The organism is Guptibacillus hwajinpoensis, from assembly GCF_020524165.1.
GTDB lineage: Bacteria > Bacillota > Bacilli > Bacillales > Guptibacillaceae > Guptibacillus > Guptibacillus hwajinpoensis_D.
Map to the genome: position 1 here is coordinate 53,358 of NZ_JAIVKU010000007.1, position 19,036 is coordinate 72,393.

General features: G+C 39.9%; 22 protein-coding genes and 1 riboswitch. Of the genes, 8 read left to right on the forward strand and 14 right to left on the reverse strand.

Going from position 1 to position 19,036, the window contains the following annotated elements:
- Positions 1-41: 41 nt before the first annotated feature.
- A complete protein-coding gene (locus tag LC090_RS19555; RefSeq protein WP_226659787.1) occupies positions 42-842 on the forward strand; it encodes an STAS domain-containing protein in 801 nt (266 codons plus the stop codon).
- Positions 843-883: 41 nt separating this feature from the next.
- Here the strand turns inward: LC090_RS19555 and LC090_RS19560 are convergent, their stop codons facing one another.
- Entirely contained in the window at positions 884-2,185 is a 1,302-nt protein-coding gene (locus LC090_RS19560; protein WP_226659789.1) for a lysine N(6)-hydroxylase/L-ornithine N(5)-oxygenase family protein, read from the reverse strand.
- 179 nt (positions 2,186-2,364) lie between these two features.
- Here LC090_RS19560 and LC090_RS19565 point away from each other — a divergent pair, with 179 nt between their 5' ends.
- Positions 2,365-3,141 (forward strand): class I SAM-dependent methyltransferase, encoded by a 777-nt coding sequence (locus tag LC090_RS19565; RefSeq protein ID WP_425590680.1) that lies wholly within the window; start codon positions 2,365-2,367, stop codon positions 3,139-3,141.
- Positions 3,142-3,180: 39 nt separating this feature from the next.
- Here LC090_RS19565 and LC090_RS19570 read toward each other — a convergent pair whose 3' ends face one another.
- The 3 genes from LC090_RS19570 to LC090_RS19580 form a co-directional block, all read right to left on the reverse strand.
- Positions 3,181-3,972, reverse strand: a complete 792-nt coding sequence (locus LC090_RS19570; protein ID WP_226659793.1) for an ABC transporter permease — start codon at positions 3,970-3,972, stop codon at positions 3,181-3,183.
- A gap of 4 nt (positions 3,973-3,976) precedes the next feature.
- The gene (locus LC090_RS19575) at positions 3,977-4,921 is read right to left on the reverse strand and encodes an ATP-binding cassette domain-containing protein (RefSeq protein ID WP_226659795.1); all 945 of its coding nucleotides are present in this window, start codon (positions 4,919-4,921) and stop codon (positions 3,977-3,979) included.
- Between the two features lie 138 nt (positions 4,922-5,059).
- Positions 5,060-5,428 carry a DnaJ family domain-containing protein gene (locus tag LC090_RS19580; RefSeq protein ID WP_226659797.1) on the reverse strand — a complete coding sequence of 123 codons (369 nt, stop codon included), beginning with the start codon at positions 5,426-5,428 and terminating at the stop codon, positions 5,060-5,062.
- A 185-nt stretch (positions 5,429-5,613) separates the two neighbouring features.
- Between LC090_RS19580 and LC090_RS19585 the strand changes: the two genes are divergently transcribed.
- On the forward strand, positions 5,614-5,739 hold the full coding sequence (locus LC090_RS19585; protein ID WP_194220132.1) for a DUF2639 domain-containing protein: 126 nt from the start codon (positions 5,614-5,616) through the stop codon (positions 5,737-5,739).
- Between the two features lie 50 nt (positions 5,740-5,789).
- On the opposite strand, the gene LC090_RS19590 is transcribed toward LC090_RS19585, so the two are convergent.
- The gene (locus tag LC090_RS19590; protein WP_226659798.1) at positions 5,790-6,491 is read right to left on the reverse strand and encodes a VCBS repeat-containing protein; all 702 of its coding nucleotides are present in this window, start codon (positions 6,489-6,491) and stop codon (positions 5,790-5,792) included.
- Positions 6,492-6,614: 123 nt separating this feature from the next.
- On the opposite strand from LC090_RS19590, the gene rarD reads away from it, so the two are divergent.
- Positions 6,615-7,556, forward strand: a complete 942-nt coding sequence (rarD, locus tag LC090_RS19595; protein WP_226659800.1) for an EamA family transporter RarD — start codon at positions 6,615-6,617, stop codon at positions 7,554-7,556.
- Between the two features lie 12 nt (positions 7,557-7,568).
- On the opposite strand, the gene LC090_RS19600 is transcribed toward rarD, so the two are convergent.
- Positions 7,569-8,291 (reverse strand): YqjF family protein, encoded by a 723-nt coding sequence (locus LC090_RS19600; protein WP_226659804.1) that lies wholly within the window; start codon positions 8,289-8,291, stop codon positions 7,569-7,571.
- Between the two features lie 244 nt (positions 8,292-8,535).
- Here LC090_RS19600 and LC090_RS19605 point away from each other — a divergent pair, with 244 nt between their 5' ends.
- Positions 8,536-9,567, forward strand: coding sequence for an NADP-dependent oxidoreductase (locus tag LC090_RS19605; RefSeq protein ID WP_226659806.1), 1,032 nt, complete (start codon positions 8,536-8,538; stop codon positions 9,565-9,567).
- A 123-nt stretch (positions 9,568-9,690) separates the two neighbouring features.
- Positions 9,691-10,422 carry a TspO/MBR family protein gene (locus LC090_RS19610; protein ID WP_226659807.1) on the forward strand — a complete coding sequence of 244 codons (732 nt, stop codon included), beginning with the start codon at positions 9,691-9,693 and terminating at the stop codon, positions 10,420-10,422.
- Between the two features lie 45 nt (positions 10,423-10,467).
- On the opposite strand, the gene LC090_RS19615 is transcribed toward LC090_RS19610, so the two are convergent.
- The 6 genes from LC090_RS19615 to LC090_RS19640 form a co-directional block, all read right to left on the reverse strand.
- The gene (locus tag LC090_RS19615) at positions 10,468-11,316 is read right to left on the reverse strand and encodes a YitT family protein (RefSeq protein ID WP_226659809.1); all 849 of its coding nucleotides are present in this window, start codon (positions 11,314-11,316) and stop codon (positions 10,468-10,470) included.
- A 255-nt stretch (positions 11,317-11,571) separates the two neighbouring features.
- Positions 11,572-12,204, reverse strand: coding sequence for a response regulator (locus LC090_RS19620; RefSeq protein ID WP_226659810.1), 633 nt, complete (start codon positions 12,202-12,204; stop codon positions 11,572-11,574).
- A complete protein-coding gene (locus LC090_RS19625; protein ID WP_226659812.1) occupies positions 12,201-13,229 on the reverse strand; it encodes a sensor histidine kinase in 1,029 nt (342 codons plus the stop codon). Before LC090_RS19625 ends, LC090_RS19620 begins: the two co-directional genes overlap by 4 nt.
- Complete coding sequence (gene liaF / locus LC090_RS19630) at positions 13,226-13,951, reverse strand: cell wall-active antibiotics response protein LiaF (RefSeq protein WP_226659813.1); 726 nt, start codon at positions 13,949-13,951, stop codon at positions 13,226-13,228. Before liaF ends, LC090_RS19625 begins: the two co-directional genes overlap by 4 nt.
- A gap of 107 nt (positions 13,952-14,058) precedes the next feature.
- Positions 14,059-14,697 carry a PspA/IM30 family protein gene (locus LC090_RS19635; protein ID WP_226659815.1) on the reverse strand — a complete coding sequence of 213 codons (639 nt, stop codon included), beginning with the start codon at positions 14,695-14,697 and terminating at the stop codon, positions 14,059-14,061.
- 23 nt (positions 14,698-14,720) lie between these two features.
- A complete protein-coding gene (locus tag LC090_RS19640) occupies positions 14,721-15,053 on the reverse strand; it encodes a flagellar basal body rod protein (RefSeq protein ID WP_226659817.1) in 333 nt (110 codons plus the stop codon).
- A 195-nt stretch (positions 15,054-15,248) separates the two neighbouring features.
- On the opposite strand from LC090_RS19640, the gene ytzI reads away from it, so the two are divergent.
- Both ytzI and LC090_RS19650 read left to right on the forward strand, forming a co-directional pair.
- Positions 15,249-15,422, forward strand: coding sequence for a YtzI protein (gene ytzI, locus LC090_RS19645; protein WP_226659819.1), 174 nt, complete (start codon positions 15,249-15,251; stop codon positions 15,420-15,422).
- Entirely contained in the window at positions 15,400-15,594 is a 195-nt protein-coding gene (locus LC090_RS19650) for a YwbE family protein (protein ID WP_226659820.1), read from the forward strand. The genes ytzI and LC090_RS19650 overlap by 23 nt, the downstream gene beginning before the upstream one ends.
- A gap of 42 nt (positions 15,595-15,636) precedes the next feature.
- Here LC090_RS19650 and LC090_RS19655 read toward each other — a convergent pair whose 3' ends face one another.
- Both LC090_RS19655 and LC090_RS19660 read right to left on the reverse strand, forming a co-directional pair.
- Entirely contained in the window at positions 15,637-16,539 is a 903-nt protein-coding gene (locus LC090_RS19655; protein WP_226659821.1) for an amidase, read from the reverse strand.
- A gap of 45 nt (positions 16,540-16,584) precedes the next feature.
- Positions 16,585-16,671, reverse strand: a riboswitch (cyclic di-GMP riboswitch).
- 121 nt (positions 16,672-16,792) lie between these two features.
- A complete protein-coding gene (locus LC090_RS19660) occupies positions 16,793-18,898 on the reverse strand; it encodes a HelD family protein (protein WP_226659823.1) in 2,106 nt (701 codons plus the stop codon).
- Between the last annotated feature and the right edge of the window lie 138 nt (positions 18,899-19,036).

Sequence of the window (19,036 nt, forward strand, 5' to 3'; positions counted from 1 at the left end):
ATAATAAAAGAAAACGTTAGTTGAATTTCGGAGGTAATGAGTTGGTAGAAACAACTTTTTTTTCACATAATGAAACAGCTAGGGCGCTTAACAGTTTAGGAGACAATATATTCGTATGCGATTTAGACTTCAGAGTCGTTTGGTATAATGACCAGGCGGAAATTTTGTTAAACTCCCTCATCTCTTATTTGCCTATTCATCAACCATTAGATCTGATTGGAAAGAACATTGATGAATTTCATCAAAACCCTTCACACCAAAGAAACATTTTGCATCATCGTCTTCCATATGAAAGTACCATCACTTTATTCGACCGCTTTGCTGCAAGTATTGTGATATCCGAATACAAAGATGATGCAGGAGTTAAGGTAGGATATCTGCTTGTCTGGCGCGATGTTACGGAAAAACAAAAAGAGCTTCAGGAAAATAAAAAGCTTGTCCATGAATTGTCTACTGTTATTATTCCAACGGTCATCGATAACTCCATCCTTATCCCCCTTATCGGCACCATGAATGAAGAGCGAACCCAAAGACTCGTTCAAAGTACATTGAACTACTGTGTAACGAACAATACCGACTATGTATTACTGGATTTCTCGGGATTATCCGAACTCGATAATAGCTCAGCACAAGTCCTCTGTGAAACCATGACCAAATCTCTTACTTTGATGGGAGTTTTCGTCGTTTATGTCGGAATGACAAAGCAAGTCGTGCAGTGGCTAATGAACCTTGACTTAGATCCTACCATCCCTACTTTTGCAACATTTCGTCAGGGAATTAACCATGTTGTCAATCTTGAAGGTTACTCGCTCGTTTATGAGAAATCGCAAAAAAGAAGCTGAACGATTCAGCTTCTTTTTTACTTCTTTATCCGAATTTGTTGTTATCTTTTTTTACTGGAAAATTGTTGAAAGACCGTATTTGTGTTTACCTTGAAAAGTGATTTTCCTGCTATAGCATTCAACACTCGTTTATTTCTTTCGACAGAAAGTGCAAGGTTTGTTGCGCCTGTCCCATGAGAATGATCCAGATTCGTTAATGAAAAAATGTGGTTTTTTCGTCCATCTTTAAAAACGAGTTGTTGATCTCGTTCCACCTTGAATCGCTTTTCATCTTCCCATTCAATGTCGTCTTCAATTCGTTTAAACCATTCAGGAAAATGAGGCTTATATCCAGTTGCAAGAACAAGTTTTTCGGTATTCACCTGGAACTCATGATCCTCTTGCCACTGCCTGCAATTTAACTCATAATATTCGTCGATCTTCTTCACGCCGTTTACTTCTGTTAAAGGTTGGATCATGATGTCTAGCGGTTGCTCAGAAGAACGATGATAAAGAAGATGATAAATGTTTTTTAATGTAGACGGATCGATTCCCTTTCGCAGTGTACCAAGAGTTGAAAGAGCGTCTTTACGTTCGTCAAACGAAAGACCATGAAAGTAACTAACGTAATCAGGAGAGAATACTTCCTGACCTAATTTCGCTGATTCTAGCTGAAAGAAACCAGCCGATCGCGTCAACCAATTTATCCGGTAGCCATATCGCTCCTGATCGTGAAGAAGATCATAAAATACTTCTGCAGCACTTTGTCCCGAACCTACAACAGTAACAGATCTTGATTTTTTTAACTCTTTTTCATGGAAGAGGTAATGATTCGTATGAAGGACGTCTTCTACCGGGTATGATTCAAAACCTTCCGGGATATTGGGCACGCTACCCGTACCAAGTACAACGTGATTCGCTTGAATGACATCTGATCGCCTCGTTTTCACATCTTCAATCGTAACGTTATAGCATTCTTTTTCTTTAGCATAGTTTACATCGATTACTTTTTTACCGAAAAAACAATTTGATAATTTAGAAGCTACCCAGCGCGTATAGGCATTATATTCTTTTCTCGGTATATCTAATTTATTGAAAAAATAAAATTGGTAAAGGCGATCATGCTCATGTAAATAATTAATAAATGTATATGGACTTTTAGGATCTGCAATTGTGACGAGGTCAGCGAGAAACGGAACTTGAAGATCCGCTCCATCAATCAACATGCCTGGATGCCAATTAAATTCTTCTTTCTGATCAAAATAAACGGCGTCTACTTCTGAATCATCTGCTAGGGCTGCCATCCCTAAGTTAAATGGACCTATCCCAATCCCTACTAAATCATATCGTTTTGTTGTATCCACTATTTCCACGTCCTTTAATCTACATTACAGATTCATTTGTTTTATCGGTCAACTTGGATGTTCGCCTTTCTTGTTTTACCCTATTTCTTACACTTTTAAATCTTAAATGACATATTCATTTTCCCCATAATATCTTTTCTCCCTGCTATAATGGTAATAACTAACAGGAGAGGATTTTCATAATGGCAAACTCCGTATTCGAATTCTACCTGACCGAGGTAGATCAACCTTTTTCTGGCTGGGACTTTTCTTATATTACAGACACTGAACGAGTAAGCGCTTCTCCGCTTCCGTGGTCTTACACTTCTTCTGTCATCAAACGATTTCGAACAAGTGAAAGCGTTCTAGATATGGGGACGGGTGGCGGAGAGTTTCTTGAAGCTCTTAAACCATTTCCAAAGAAACTATCAGCTACAGAAGGCTATCCACCTAATCTCCCAATTGCAAAAGCCCGGCTCGAACCTCAGGGAATTACCGTTAAAGGATTTGAAGATGACCATAACCTTCCATTTTTAAATGAAGAGTTCCAATTGGTGATGAATAAACACGATTCTTACTCAGCAACGGAAGTTTACCGCATGCTGAACACAACTGGCTCGTTTATCACCCAGCAGGTAGGTGGCGAGGATATGAAAGAACTTAATCGGGTTCTAGATGCTCCTTTGAAGTCTGAATTTGACCATTGGAACTTAGATTATGCAGTTCAGGAACTTGAAGCTGCAGGCTTTCATATTCTTGAAGCATATGAAGATTTCCCATTAACAAGATTTTATGACATTGGGGCGATTATTTATTATTTAAAAGCGATTCCATGGCAGATTCCTGATTTTTCAACGGTCCGTTATCACTCCGCTCTCTATCGCCTTCACGAACAAATTGAGAAAAATGGTTTTGTTGATTTTCCATCTCACCGGTTTCTTATTCATGCTACAAAACCCGATCACAAAGATGAATAACAGCTACAAAGAAGGAGCGCGCAGGAATCCTGCGCGCTCTTAGTCAGCACTAACCGCCTTTGAGGCACTTATAGCTGAGAAGCTAATCGTAATGGCACATAGGAGAGCGATCACTAAGAATCCCCTAACCAGTGGCCAGGCTTCCCACCCATCAATAAATACCGAGCGCATTGCTTCAAATAAGTAGGTCGTTGGATTGATCGTTGCAGCTACTTTTAGCCACCCTGCTTCAATCAGTTCATAAGGGACAAACGTGGTGCTGAGAAAAATAAGTGGAAAGAAGACAAATGTTCCGGCTTGTGCAGACTGAGCATTTTTTGTTCTAAGAGCTACACCTACTGAATATCCTGCGAACGCAAGTCCCCATCCAAGCGTTAATAATAAAACCACAATAACTCCCCCAAATCCAGCTGCTACTTCCAGGCCTAGAAAATAAGCGACAACTAAAATTAAACCCGTTTGAATAAGTAGCTGTAGCATGCCTGCAATGATTGGTCCGAGAACAATCGCAAGCCTTGATGAAGGCGTAAGAAGAAGACGTGAAAAATACCCGTTTTCTAAATCCTTCACAAGAGCTTGCCCCGCACCACCCGCTCCTCCAATTGCTGCTGAAACGATTGATACTGGTAAAATAAATGCAAGATAGTTAGCCCCTTCAAATGCTGGAAGCTCTGAAATACCGCTTAAACCGCCTTCATAAACAAACAAAAAGAAAAGACTAATAATTAAGTTTGGGATAAAAATCAATGGGTTTCGGATAATTGTTACGATACTTCTTTTCGTAAAAACGAGTGTATCAACTAAGAAAGAGCCCTTTCTTTGTTCACTCATGTCCTCACGCCCTTTCCTTTTGCTCGTTCGTCACATTAATAAATACATCATCCAAAGAAGGAGGTTTAACATTTAGCTTCTTAGGTGAAAGGTTGTTTTCATCAAGCTTTCGGACGAGTTCAGAAAGGAGTTGCGTTCCATTCTCCGTATATAGCGTTACTTCATCCTTAGAACATTCAATATTTTCACCGAGATCTGCCAAAACCTTACTTGCTCTCTCTGCTTCTTCATCCGCTTCAAAAACGAGTTGGATCGCATCAAATCCAAGTGTTCTTTTTAACTCTTCAGCACTTCCAGAAGCTACGATCTTTCCTTGATTAATAATGCTGATTCGATCTGCAAGTTGATCAGCCTCTTCAAGATATTGGGTAGTGAGAAAGATCGTTGTCCCTTCCTCTCGATTTAACCGTTTAATTTCTTTCCAAATCGCTTGTCGGTTTGAAGGATCGAGTCCAGTTGTTGGTTCATCAAGAAAAAGAATTTTAGGTTTATGTACAAGCGTTAAGGCGAGATCCAGCCTTCTCCTCATTCCTCCAGAATATTTTCCGCAGGGGCGATCAGCAGCATCATTCAAATCAACTAGCGTAAGTAACTCATCAGCTCTTGTTTTCGCCTCTTTTTTAGTGAAGCCAAATAGCCTTGCCTGCATTTCAATTAATTCTCTTCCTGTGAGAACCGGGTCAATTCCCGTTTCCTGTAAGGCTACCCCGATATTCCAGCGGACGCGTTCTGGTTCTTCTCCAACATCTACACCGCCAATCCGAATCGTGCCCGTTGTTGGTTTTACAAGCGTGGTTAGAATCTGAACAGTGGTCGATTTCCCTGCCCCATTCGGACCGAGAAAAGCAAAAAACTCTCCTTCACCCACTTCAAAACTGACGCCCTGCACAGCCTTCACGTCTCCCTTATACGTCTTTACTAACTCATGAACTGAAATAGAACCATCCATTAGTACTCCCCCTCTTTTTCAGTGCGTCTTCGAACCCACTCTTCCATACTGTTATACATACATTCGCTTCAAAGGAACCTTCTCCTTTAAGCGAATGTGTAAAAAAAAGAACCCTTCAAAGTAAATGAAGGGGGGATATTACGATTCAGAAAGTTTCTTATTCACTTTATCCTGATATTCTGGAGGAAGATTTGCACGTCGCTCATAGGCAACTTGATTGTATCGAATCTGTTTCTCCGATAGACGCTTTTTTAATCTCTTCCTGTCTGTTTCATCTTCACAAAAGGTTAGGAGCTCTTCTAAAGATTGAATCTCACTTTTTAATTCAGCTTCTTCAGGGAGATAGCCACTATTCTTCATGACTTTGTAAGCAATTCGCAGATCCTCTGGAATCATCGATAGATCCTCAAGTTTTTGTGGTTTCCCCTTACCAGGCAGATTGTCAAAGTCACCGTTTTTCAAGGCAGTTTTAATCTTGTCTTCCGCGACAAGCCAGGCAAAATCCATGCGAATCCCTCCTTTCTTCTATTATCCATTTCGCTTTCTATTTTGTCATGAATAAGAAGAAGGAATTCTATTAAAAAAATTACTGTTTTACCCTTTTCAATAAATCCAATGGATGATAACATGGTTGACGGTTAAGGTTTATAGAATAATCCTTATAGAATTTTCACTAGAGAAAGGATGGTTCGATGCATTACGCAAGCAAAGGCTGGTACGTTGAACAGCTTAAAAAACATGATGTACGTTATATTGAAGGTCGCAAGACAGAGAAATTCAAGAAACACGTACTTGCATCTCTTCTTGAAAAGCAATAAATCAAATTTTCATTAAAAAAGGGGGAACAATTCCCCTTTTTACATACAACCTACCCAAAGATACATAACGTTTGATACATCGGAACGAATTGGTTTTCTTTCCACTGAAGCGGTGTTGAAAGAAAGCCTAGACCATCTGCATTATACCTTCCAATTACTCTCTGATAGACTAATAATTCATCAATACCGTCGCGCTGCAAGTCAATGGGATAGACGCCTCCTGGGGGCAACACGTCACCTGTTATCGGTGCTTTTAATAGACCATTCTCCTTATAAATTTCGGACAGGTATTCTCTTCCTTTATAAAGCAAACTTACAAGATAACTCTGGTTTAAGGTTTTATTTTCCACCTTCGCCTGATAGTGATCGAGATAATTCACTTCATACATAAACGCTTCATAAAAGCTTTGTTGATCAAAAAGTAATCTTAAAGATTGATTGAGAAAAGAATACAGAAAGTCATATGTGATTCCTCCACTTCCTCCTGAATCTGTACGCACTAATATTTCCTTTACCTTATTCCCTGTAAACTCTCCCAAATAAAGAGTAGGACGATAGCCGCTACTTCCAGGCAGTGAGAAAGAAACATCTAATCCTGAACCATCATTCTGAATCGTTAACACCACGTTATCGACAAACGGCGTGTCGGATCCATAAGGTTTCGTACCAGTAAGACGAACAAGATCCGGAAGCCCATTACCCGTTACGTCTCCAATTTGTTGATCTAGTAAAATCCGTTCAATTCTCATCACCTTTTCATCCTCCCTCTCTTCTACAATGTAATGTATGTTGCATCCCGAATTCTTTTTCATTGTAATGATTTGGAAAGGAAGCTAAACTGGTAAGAGTAACATGAGGGAAACGAGGATTAGCTTATGAAAAACTTAGATAATGAACAAACAATTGGCATACTTTCTGGTGCCGGCGCTTACTTCTTATGGGGCATTCTCCCGCTATATTGGAAGCTTGTTGGAAGTGTTCCCTCTGAAGAAGTACTTGCTCATCGTATCATTTGGTCGTTTGTTTTTATGACGATCATTTTAGCTGTGATGAGGAAAATGACTTCTTTTAAAGATGAACTGTACACAATCGTCCGTCAGCCTAAGAAACTGGCAGCCATAGCCTTTGCTTCCTTATTTATCACCATCAATTGGTATGCGTTTATTTGGGCGGTTAATCATGATCACGTGATTCAAACAAGTCTTGGCTACTACATCAACCCACTCATTAGTGTTCTTCTTGGAATCCTATTTTTAAAAGAAAGACTGTCATTCTGGCAGCTGATTTCTTTCTTGCTTGCGACAATTGGCGTACTAAATCTCGTATTTCGTTTTGGAGAAATACCGTGGGTTTCTCTTATTCTTGCGATGAGCTTCGGTTTATATGGCTTATTGAAGAAAAAAGCAAGACTCGGTGCTCTAACTGGATTAACGATTGAAACGCTACTTATCACACCGTTTGCATTAGTCTATTTGATAACAGTACGCTCTAGCGTTGCGGATGCCTTATATATACAGAATTCAGTTACTTTCAGTCTATTGCTTGGGGCAGGTGTAGTAACAGCTGTTCCTCTCTTACTATTTGCAAGTGGGGCTAACCGCATCTCTCTTTCGATGATTGGCTTTTTGCAGTACATTGCACCTACATTAATGCTCATACAAGGTGTCTTTCTTTATGGGGAGTCGTTCACTTCTGTACACATGGTTAGCTTCACGTTAATCTGGGCAGCGCTTGTCCTTTTCACTTTTGCTCGCACAAAACTATTTCGCAGGATTGAGCCTCGCTCCTTTCAAAGGAAACATTCACTCGAATCATAATCGAACACCAGGCTACTCTATAGGAGAGCCTGGTGTTTTTGTTAGCTTTTCAAACGGCCATAAATAAGTTGTCACAGATCGAGAAAAGTGAGTAATAAATGACTCATGATAATTGTATGTCTGAGAGAGCGTATCACGAAGCACGGCAACATCTACTTGTTGTAGTGGCCACTTATGATGCTTGATTTTTCCCTGATAGACGTTGTGCTCACGTACAATAAATAGTCGATCTCTCTCTGTCAACCAGTAATCAAGATTTCCTTTTGTCGTTTCGTAGGCTTCCCCTACTGGTTCGTATATAATATGATAGTCCGCTTTATTCGCATTTTTATGCGTTCGTGATGACCAGAAGCTAATTTGGTTTCCCTCTCTCTTTTTTCCCATTTTAGCGCGAAAGTACGGAAGATGAAAAAGATTCCGAGCAATACTGACTCCGGCTCTATGACTGGCATCAAGACTAAAGAAATAGACGCCGCGCTTTTCACCGTACTTCACATAAGTGCGAACATTTAACTCAAGTAGCCTTGAAGCAAATGGAACGGGAGGCAACCCTCTAAATCGAATATGCGTCATTTCAAATGGAACGATTCCAATCCATGCTTTACCATCAAATGTATCAACTTCTAATTGAGGTGGAAGCATTGATTGAAGCCAGGAGCGATTAACGGACCAGTGCAGGAATAAGAGGTCCTCCCAGGTTTGTTTCATGATCCATCCGCTTGTCTTTTGACTCAAATGGCTCCCCTCCTCTCACTTGTATCATAACCAATTAAGATGATTCTTTTCAAAATAAAGAAGCATTTGAATGTGCTCTTCTGCAAATATCTCTCATACTTCATGGGAATCCTAACAAGTAACCATTATCCTCTTTACAGAGCGAATGTTTTGATAAACTGTAACGTTTTATGGTACCGTTTAGGTGGAACAGCTTAGATAGGAAATGAATGAAGGATCAATCATATTAATGGAGGGATTATGAATGAGTAAACAAAGACAAATTCATCTAGCAAAGCGACCAGAAGGCATGCCTTCAATGGAACACTTCAACATTGTTGAAGCGGATATTCCAGCACCTAAAGATGGAGAAGTTCTTCTACGTGCACTATACCTTACAGTGGACCCATACATGAGAGGTCGTATGAGAGATGCAAAATCATACGTAGCCCCATTCCAACTTAATGAACCTTTAAATGGTGGGGTAGTAGCTGAAGTAACAGAGTCTAAATCTTCTCATTTTACTCAAGGTGATATTGTGATTGGTCACCTCAACTGGGAAGAATATTCCGTTGTCAACGAAAAGCACCTTCGCAAAATTGATCCAAGCGTAGCACCGATTACAACGCACCTTGGCATTCTTGGCATGCCTGGTCAAACGGCTTATTTTGGACTTCTAGACATCGGTCAACCTAAAGAAGGCGAAACAGTCGTTGTATCAGGTGCTGCTGGAGCAGTAGGTTCGGTCGTTGGACAAATCGCTAAAATCAAAGGTTGCCGTGTAGTTGGTATTGCTGGTTCTGATGACAAGATTGACTATATTAAAAACGAACTTGGCTTTGATGAAGGAATTAATTACAAAACACAGGACGTCTATCAAGCACTAAAAGATGCTTGTCCGGACGGCATTGACGTTTATTACGAGAACGTTGGTGGCGAAATTGGCGATGCTGCTATTAGCTTACTTAATAAATTTGCTCGTATCCCTGTATGTGGTGCTATCTCTTCTTACAATAAGAAAGAAGCGGATCTTGGCCCACGTGTTCAAGGTAAACTAATCCAAACTAGTTCACTTATGAAAGGCTTTACTGTTGGCGACTATTCTGATCGTTTTAATGAAGGTGCTGAACAACTAGGTAAATGGTTACAAGAAGGCAAGTTAAAATATGAAGAAACCATTGTAGAAGGATTCGAAAACGTTCCTAACGCATTCCTTGGTCTATTTGAAGGGAAAAACCTTGGTAAACAACTTGTAAAAGTGGCAGATCCAGAATATGCTACACTTCCAAATCGTTAAATACACTCACCTGCTCCTTAAACGGAGCAGGTTTTTTGTATGTGCTCATGCACATACAAAGACGGTTATCTTTAAGATGAAGAAGGAATAGTATGTACTATAGACTTTAACGAGGAGGTTCTTATGGGAAGATTTCTTCTTAACTTTATTGCATATATTGTCGTCGTAACGGTAAACGGGCTAGCTAATGCACTACCACTAAATGGACAAACGACTGGAGAAATTTCAAATAGACTAAATGTATTGTTCACACCTGCTGGTTATGTGTTTAGTATTTGGGGACTGATTTATCTTTTATTAGGCATTTGGGTTATTCGCCAATTTCCAAAAAGTCGTCGTGATCTGCCAATCTATCAGGAAACGAGTGGCCTATTTGTTGTAAGCTCTATCCTGAACAGCGTTTGGATCTTCCTATGGCATTATGAATTCTTCGGTTTATCCGTTATTGTCATGTTACTATTACTGTTTACACTCATTAGACTATACATGAAAGCCAAAGCAGCAGACGCATCTTTCTTTGATTTACTTCCTTTTTCCGTGTATCTTGGCTGGATTAGCGTAGCGACAATCGCAAATATTAGTTATTATCTAACCTACATCGACTGGGATGGAATTGGCCTCTCTGATGCAATATGGACATTCTTATTACTACTAATTGCTACCATTTTAGCTCTTACTTTCTTAAAGAAAGAGCACGATTGGGTTTATCCTCTCGTTTTCGTATGGGCCTTTATTGGAATTGGAGTAAAAAATCAAAATGCTGATGTTCCGCTAGTGGTTTATTCATCTTACGTGCTTGCCGCACTGATCTTTATCGTTACAATCGTTTATGCTTTTAAGTCTCAGAAACAATAAATAAAAGCCTCGCTTCCGAATGGAAACGAGGCTTTTTATCTATTATTAAGCAAGTGATTTAAAGTCCTGACCAAGAATTTCCTTCATACTGTGAACTGTAATAAAGGCTTTTTGATCAACCGCACCAACATGCTTTTTAAGTTTTAGAAGATCTTTTCTACCAAGGATCGTGGTAATGACTTCTTTTTCGTCTGAAGTGAAAGCACCTCTAGCTGTGTGAATGGTTGCGCCTTTCCCAATCACTTCGACAATAAAGGAACGAATTTCTTCGCTTTCTTTACTAATGATAACAATCTCTTTCTTCGCCTCGAAGCTTTGAAGCGTATAATCAATGACTAATCCGTTCAAAATGACACCGAAGATGGCATACATACCAATCTCAGGTCCGAAGAGTACGACTGAGAATAGGGCAATGGAGATATCTGAGATAAGAACGGCTTTTCCAACATCCATCGAGAAGTACTTATTTAGAATCATCGCAATGATATCGGTACCCCCAGTTGATGCTTTCTGATGAAACACAAGTCCCATACCAGCTGCAGCGATGCACTGCCCAATAATTAATTGAATTAAAATATCCTGGCTGAATGGCTCTGTTACTGGAATAAAGCGTTCAAATGCCCATACTGCAAGCGATAGAGCAAAACTCGCATAAATGGTTTTAACACCGAATTTAGGACCGAGAAAAAGAATTCCAACTAACAAAAGAACTGCATTCAAGATAATCATAAACATTCCGACTGACAGGTTTGGGACTAGATGGTTCATCAGAATCGACAAACCACTGACTCCCCCTGTTGCAAGACTATTAGGAGATAGGAAGAAATGAACGTGGGTAGCAACACCGAGCGCACCCAAAGTAATTAGCAGATAAGTTTTGATGTGATGAAGCATCTATTATCCCTCCCGTTGTTTTGTTTTCGTTTCATAAGCACAATCGGGATTATAATAGGGATTTCGAGCTTTGTAAACAACCTAAACCTAAGATTTTAAATTGAAGCGGTTACAAATAACAAACAGGTCTTTTGTACTATTAAATCAACCTTTTTCGACAGTTATATACAAGAATATTCTTAATTTTCGGTTGCGGTTGTTTTATTCTTTGCATAAAAAAAAGCAAAAACGCTTTTTGTTTTTGCTTTTTTCTTATCAGTTCACAAGGTTATGTTTAAATGCATAAATGACTGCCTGCGTTCGATCTTGGACTTCAAGTTTACTAAGAATGTTACTGACGTGAACTTTTACTGTTTTAAGAGCAATAAAGCATTCATCTGCGATGGTTTGGTTCGCTTTTCCTTGGGCCATTAATAAGAGAATTTCCATTTCTCTCTCCGTCAACTCTTCATGAGGTAGCGTTTGAACCGGACTGCGCATGCGAGACATCATCTTACCAGTGACTTCAGGTTCAAGAACAGATTCCCCATGATACGTTTTTCGAACGGCATTCGCAATTTCCACAGCTTTTGATGTTTTTAGCATATAACTAGTGGCTCCAGCTTCAAGTGCAGGATACACTTTCTCATCATCAAGAAAGCTTGTAACAATAATAATCTTGGCATCTGGCCACTGTTCAATAATGTGTTTTGTTGCTTCAATGCCATCCATCTCTTCCATCACAAGATCCATCAGAATGATATCAGGACGAAGTGATAGGGCTAATTCTACCCCTTTCTTTCCATTGTCTGCTTCTCCGACAACTGTAATATCCGCTTGAGCTGACAAATAAGATGATACCCCAATTCGTACCATTTCATGATCGTCAACAAACAACACGTTAATCATTTCGTTCCTCCTTCAACATGCGGTACGCTCACCTCTAGTCTTGTCCCCTTTTGTGGTAAGCTAACTAACTTCAGAACGCCTCCTATTTCTAGTGCTCTTTCGTTCATATTTTGCAGGCCATAGGAGGCAGCTTTCTTTTCATCCATCTTAAATCCAATACCATCATCAACAATCCTTAAAATCGTTCGGCCTTCCCGACGTATAAGAAGAACATCCAAAGTTGAAGCCTTGGCATGTCTCAATGTATTGGATACGCACTCTTGTAAAATACGAAAGAGATGGTCTTCCACACCTTTATCAAGCTCAAGGGTTTCAAGCTTCCAATTCACTTCAATCGGAACCTTTTGAGACAATTCGTTAAGAAGTTCCTTTATCCCTTCCTCAAGTGTGCGATCTTTCAACGCGGCTGGTCTAAGATGAAGCAAAAGGGCGCGCATTTCCAGCTGAGATTGATGAATGGTTTCCTCCACCATCCTAAGGTGCTTTGTTTCTTGATTATCCGTCTCATCTCGCGTTTCAGTAATCGCACTCATGAGCATCGAAGCAGCGAAAAGCTGTTGGCTAACCGAGTCATGTAACTCTCTCGCAAGACGATTCCGTTCTTCTGAAACAACTTGTTGAACACGTTTTTCATGATCCTCTGCTTTTTCATTCGCTAACTTTTGAGCTAGTCTAACCTGCTCATTCATTCTGTTTTGAAGCTTGGTGATCTGTTCAAAAACACCATTCAGACTTGTTCTATTTTTATTATGTATCGTTCGTCCTTTATCCAGTTCTTCAAGTGAATCCGCTACGTACTGAAGTTCTTTACTAACATATAAGCCCGATACTCCTCCTGCAGCACCTCCAAATAAAATGGATATGATGGGAACGATGAGACCGAATGGTAAATCCATTAAATCCTTTTCAAACAAAAGAGACAATGAAGCGATCGGATAGACAGATAAATAAGCCGCAGTAAAGAGGAAAAGCAGCAGAAGGGAAAGCAACGCACCAATGAACATATGACGCTGTATCACACTCATACGCGCTTCACCTCTAGATCCCCAGCAAACATAGATGTGACAAGCTTCACTTTCTCAGAAGCTTCCTCATACCCTTTTGTCTTATAAGAAAGCACTTGATTGAACATACCAGGCTCTTCATGATGAAATAGTATGGCAGATCCGAGTATAGATGAATGCTGAATACTTACTTCAAGCTCATAAGGAACAAGAATTTGAATTTTGCCCACGATGTTACGAATCATAATAATCGATTCGCCTTTCGGGAGGACCGTATAGCTTAAATCAATAACCGTTTCTCCAAAGCCTGCCTGGATGTTCACATCGTTCCATTCGTACACATGTTCATGTGTCCTTTGTTTTCCAACCCATCTGTTTTGAAAAATCGTCTCCTGGTGAACAAGGCACTCTTCCACATGCTCAGGCTTTTCTAATACGGGACGGATTTTTTTCGGTTTTTGTTTTGATTGGTAAAGTTGAAACCCAAGATATACTAACAATACGAGTAGAAAAAATTTAACAACAACCATATTCATAATGGTTGTAACAAAAAAGAAAATTCCTCCCCCCAGAAACACCTTTCCGGAAGCTCGTGGTAAACGCTTTCTTCCCATGTAAATCAATACACCGGATACGATTAACAAGAATAGAAGGCCACCATTTAAAGAAACTTCTAGTAATATTAGAATCACTCCAATAATAAGAAGCCCTTTAACCGTGTCACTATTTAAATTCCTCCACATTGGTGTCCCTCCATTCCTAAATCCATCTATCTGATCATTCTTGAATCGCTCATGACCAAAAAAGGCGCATGCGCCTCTTTTAGAATACCACTATTCTTCTGATGGTTTTAATGAGTCTCTTGTTTTTTTGTCTTTTTTTCTAAATCATGAAATTTCATATCCATGCTCGAAACATAATAATCTCGATTCACTTTCTTCTCAAGTCTTTCAATATACTTTTCCATCTCATCAAAGCGATTGAATGGTTGGTTTCCATGATGACTCTCTTCAAGAATCACGTCCATTTTGTGATGGGCTCTTACGCTATTTTCTTTCCCCATCAGCTCCATTCTCTTGAGTAACATATCTTTCAGTTTATGCTTCATCTTCTCATATTTTTGTTCAAGGTGTTTCAGCTCAAGTCCTGCTTCATCTACTAATTGAGATAACCGATCTGCTCTTTCTTCGTACTGAACTTCCTCTTGTTTAGCAAATTCATATAAATCCGTTTCACCAGCTTCACTTGCTAGAACAGCCTGTCCCGCTCGCTTCTCTGCATTTCTTCTCGCTTTAACAAGTTCTCTTCTAATTTCATCTAGAAGTGTCGACTGTCGTTCAACAAGTTTCTCCGCCTTCTCGACTTCCTGTTCGCACTGTCTGAGGTAGTGATTTAACAAAGACAGTGGATTTTTTTGTTCTTTCTGGTCCAGCATATTGTGAAAGTCAGCTTCGATTGAATGTTTGATGCGCGTTAGTAAGTTGCCCATATCATTTTCTCTCCTTTTTATTTTTAGCTTCGTTTAAGTTCATCCCACTGCTTCTCGAAATTAGTGAATGGATCTTCTGACTCTCCCGGCTCATCCCATTTTTTATAAATAACATAGAGAACATAGACCGCTACCAGGCCAAGGATAGCTGGCATATTTGCCACGGCCGTGCTTAAACCTATGATCCCTATAAACCCCCAGATGACTTTTCCAGTTGTTGAATCCGTTTGAAGAAATTTCTTAGATGCAACGTATAAGATACCCAGACTTATGATCATTCCTACTAGCGAACCAAGGTTTGCTAGCAAAACAATCGCAGCAATGATCCCTACTAATAGTAACCCTGCTTTCTTCATCAAGGTCGCCTCCTTTCATATCCTTATTCTATCTTCTGTCACTCGCTTTCATAATGAGCTAAAGCTATATCTTTACATACGACTTGAGGCCTAGTTAAATGATAGAACGTGTATCTATAAGGTTAGTGACTTTTCTATCTTCACCGAGCGAATCATGGTAAAGTGAAAACAGACAGCACGGAAAGGAGTTCGGGAATGGTTATTATCATTACAATTATCGTTGTTATCATTATGACGATTGTCATTGCCGCTGCTTTTGGAATGGCTGTATCAAAAGGATACAGTGTCAAACATACTGTCGATCCGTTACCAGAGGAACAACGGGAGACAGAGAAAGAGGGTAAACATGAACGGACAGAATCGAAGTAATATCACCCCTGGAAAAACCGTTGATATCGTTTTAAAACAGGACCAGCGTTCAGGTAAAACAACACGAGGCGTTGTAAAAGATATTTTAACAAAGTCTCCAACTCATCCTCACGGCATTAAAGTTCGTCTTGAAGATGGACAGGTTGGTCGTGTTAAAAGCATCTTGTCATAATCGTAAAACCCCCCGGAACAGATTCCGGGGGGTTTTACTTTCCTATGGCTTTAACGCCATCCAACTATCAAGATAATGAATGGAAAAACCATCTACAGCTGTTGAATTCTCATAAGCTGTTTTTATTTTGAGAAGCTCATCATTCATGATCGCTTCTCCTTCTTCAAAAAATGAGATATACGAAGCTTCTGACGTTTGTCCCGTCTCTACTCCGATGGAAACTTTTGTATGATGCTGTTGAGCAAATGCGATTTCATTACGAACAAGGGCAATAATTCCATTGCCTCCATCTGCACGATCTCGGTAAGCCATTAATGTTGTGACATCTACTGTCTGAATAATCCATTCAGCTAAATTTCCTGATCCATAACGATTTTGATAGGATTGCTCGTCAAACCAGAACGGTGTGTCGACTCCGAACATAATACCCAGGCTCTCCGTTCGTGCTTTTGCATTTGATAACCGATCCTGATAAAAGGCGATCGTGTTTTGGTAATTGTTCGTCCATCCTGAATGAAGATAAGGCTCAATATCAAGATGAACACCGCTAAACTTCTGGTAATCTGATGCATTCGCTTGATAAGATTCTAGCCAGTTAAATAAGTTACTTTGGTACGTAGCTCCTTTAATCGTTGCCCAGTTTGGCGCTCCATCAAGCGCATGAACACGGATCCCTTTAGCTGTTGCTTGTTCAATAAATGAGCGATAGGAAGATAGCGCGATTGAGCGGTTAATTTGTAAGTAGGCATCACTTACTTGTTTCTCTTCCATAAATTGAAGAACTTCTTCTGGTTTCGTTTCAATATCTCTTGTATTCCAAATCCATGTAGCAAGATCTTGATCCATTTCGCTCGCCTCAGCTTTCCCTTCAGACAGTGCTACTGACGGTGCAACACAGGCCAGTATAAAAAAGAGAATAACGCTAGCAACAGATAAATTCCTCACTTGTATGCTCTCCTTTTTTCTGAACCCAGGGCTCAGAATAAGGAGCCTGGCAGTCTGGCAGCCATTCGCATGAATGCGGGCAGGCCCATAACTTTGCGTCCCTATTTTTCAATAGGTTTGCCTTTTTCAGTTTTATCTTCCAACTACTTTTATTATCGGTAGACGGATCACGAGAGTTTAGATGAATTTCAGCATGTTTATTAAATAAAAATGCCCAGTCGATCATGCAAGTGTAACGGCTTTAAAGAAACGTTTAACCAGGCAACAATAGTGAGGGAGCATCGGTATAAAAGAGTTTTAGCTCATGAAGCGCTCTTGTACACCCTACGTATAAAAGTTTTGCATCTTCAGCGTTTAGCATGTAATTTTCTTTATTCACATTCGCTACGATTACACCATCAAATTCTAGGCCCTTTGTTAAATAGATTGGTACTACGGAAATGCCACCTGCATATGACCGATCGTCTCTTGATAGAAGGTTAACATCCTGCTCCTTAGAAAGCTCCTGATACAAGCCTTGGCATTCTTCTTCACTTCTTCCAACAATGGCAATGGTTTTCAACCCACGTCCCTTCATTTCCTGCGCTGTTTCAAACAAGGAGTCCACGAGTCTGTCTTTTGGTCTTTTACTAACGATAACTTTCTCCCCACTCCGAAATACCGGTATAGCCGGCTGAACCGGTATTTCAGCATGAGCGATCACTTTATTTGCAAATTCAATAATTTCTAATGTAGAACGATAGCTTTGTTCTAATTCTATATAAAGCTCTTTACCTTCAAAAAGATCCCTGAATTCTTCCCACCGATGAATTCCCTTATAGGCGTGAATTCCCTGTGCAAGATCTCCTAATATCGTGAAAGAGCGAGCGCGATTCACTTCCATTAACAATGCTAATTGAAATGGAGAGAAGTCCTGCGCTTCATCAATCACGATATGCTGAAAGACATCGTCCTTATGCACGCCATTTAATTTAAATTGTATATAGAGAAGGGGAGCTAGATCAGAGGAAGATACATTTTTCTTCTTTAAACCTTTTGCCGTTTCTATTATAAGCGCCTCATCTAGTATAGACTTTCTTTCGTTCTTAGTTATATATACCGGAGGATTTGCCTGAAATAACGACTTATAAAATGACAGTGCTGTTTGCTTCGGCCATTTTTTAAAATATTGCTTCAGTTGATCATTCGCTAGCTTACGATACTCTTTTTGTACATGACTTCCTTCAATCGACTTGATCTCATCTTTGATCCAGACTTTAAAGCGATTTATGATCATTTCACGCTTCCGTCCGACTGGGTATGCCGAGAGATCTTCTAGCCACTGTCGAATTTTACCTTCAGAGAGCGTACTTCCTTCAAATGGAGTGAACGACCCTTCTGGATTTACTGATTGACTATAGCTGGAAAGGGCAGCATCGATCCATTTTTTAAATGCGATCGATCCCTTCACTCTTCCGGCAGCCAAATCCATGTCAGGGCGCTCTTCTCCAAACCATTTTTGAAGATCATCTTCTGAGACATCTACGTTTATTTTTTCTTCAATCATCTTTATTGTCCAATCCGTAAAGGTTGATTGTTGAATTCCTCCAACACCCAACTCCGGAAGAACGCCAGAAATATAATCAAGGAACATACGGTTCGGTGCAAAAATAATCATTCTTCCTGCCTGAATCGTATCGCGATACTCGTACAATAAGTAAGCTAATCGATGCAGGGCGACGGTTGTTTTCCCACTCCCTGCTGCACCTTGAATGATTAATGGGGTCGACTGCTCTGCACGTATAATATCATTTTGCTTTGCTTGTATTGTGGAAACGATATCGCGAAGGCGATTATCTTTATTTTCACTTAGGCGGTATAGAAGAAACTCATCGGATCCACTTAATTCATCGCTTCCTTCTACATAAGTGTCCACCACTCGCTGAAGTTCTTTATCTCGAATCACAATGTTTCTTTTCAGTTCAATATTTCCTTCAATGACCCCATCTGGGGATAAGTAATAAACATCCTTTTCTGCTCCTGTAAAGGCATAGAACATACTGGCAACAGGCGCTCGCCAATCAACCACTAGAGAATCCTGTGACTCTCCATGTGCTACACCAACCTTCCCAATATAATAGGAACGTGATGACTTCTCTTCTTCTTGAAAATCCATCCGAGCAAAGTACGGTTCTTTTGCTGCAATGGCAAGTGATTGGCGCTTTTCCTCTCGAATGCTTTCAAGTGCCTGTTCTGTTACATTATCACCTGAATACCGGGGATATCCTTCCAACGCTTTTTCCTGCTTTGTAATCTCGGCAGCGATTTGATCGAGTTGCTGCTTCTCTTTTCGATAGGCACTTTGAGTCTTATGATCCAAGATCAGTTACCTCCTTATGAGATTTGTCTTTCAATGAGACAGAAATTTAATACTATCACAATGACAGTCTATCCACCAAGTTATTTTTAGAAAATTTAAAAATAAAATCTTTTCGAAAGAATGGTCTCTAAAAATGAT

Coding starts and splice junctions, on each gene's coding strand:
- LC090_RS19570 (WP_226659793.1), bottom strand. CDS start 3,972: ATGAGTGAACAAAGAAAGGGCTCTTTCTTAGTTGATACACTCGTTTTT.
- LC090_RS19575 (WP_226659795.1), bottom strand. CDS start 4,921: ATGGATGGTTCTATTTCAGTTCATGAGTTAGTAAAGACGTATAAGGGA.
- LC090_RS19580 (WP_226659797.1), bottom strand. CDS start 5,428: ATGGATTTTGCCTGGCTTGTCGCGGAAGACAAGATTAAAACTGCCTTG.
- LC090_RS19585 (WP_194220132.1), top strand. CDS start 5,614: ATGCATTACGCAAGCAAAGGCTGGTACGTTGAACAGCTTAAAAAACAT.
- rarD (WP_226659800.1), top strand. CDS start 6,615: ATGAAAAACTTAGATAATGAACAAACAATTGGCATACTTTCTGGTGCC.
- LC090_RS19605 (WP_226659806.1), top strand. CDS start 8,536: ATGAGTAAACAAAGACAAATTCATCTAGCAAAGCGACCAGAAGGCATG.
- LC090_RS19610 (WP_226659807.1), top strand. CDS start 9,691: ATGGGAAGATTTCTTCTTAACTTTATTGCATATATTGTCGTCGTAACG.
- LC090_RS19615 (WP_226659809.1), bottom strand. CDS start 11,316: ATGCTTCATCACATCAAAACTTATCTGCTAATTACTTTGGGTGCGCTC.
- LC090_RS19620 (WP_226659810.1), bottom strand. CDS start 12,204: ATGATTAACGTGTTGTTTGTTGACGATCATGAAATGGTACGAATTGGG.
- LC090_RS19625 (WP_226659812.1), bottom strand. CDS start 13,229: ATGAGTGTGATACAGCGTCATATGTTCATTGGTGCGTTGCTTTCCCTT.
- liaF (WP_226659813.1), bottom strand. CDS start 13,951: ATGTGGAGGAATTTAAATAGTGACACGGTTAAAGGGCTTCTTATTATT.
- LC090_RS19635 (WP_226659815.1), bottom strand. CDS start 14,697: ATGGGCAACTTACTAACGCGCATCAAACATTCAATCGAAGCTGACTTT.
- LC090_RS19640 (WP_226659817.1), bottom strand. CDS start 15,053: ATGAAGAAAGCAGGGTTACTATTAGTAGGGATCATTGCTGCGATTGTT.
- ytzI (WP_226659819.1), top strand. CDS start 15,249: ATGGTTATTATCATTACAATTATCGTTGTTATCATTATGACGATTGTC.
- LC090_RS19650 (WP_226659820.1), top strand. CDS start 15,400: ATGAACGGACAGAATCGAAGTAATATCACCCCTGGAAAAACCGTTGAT.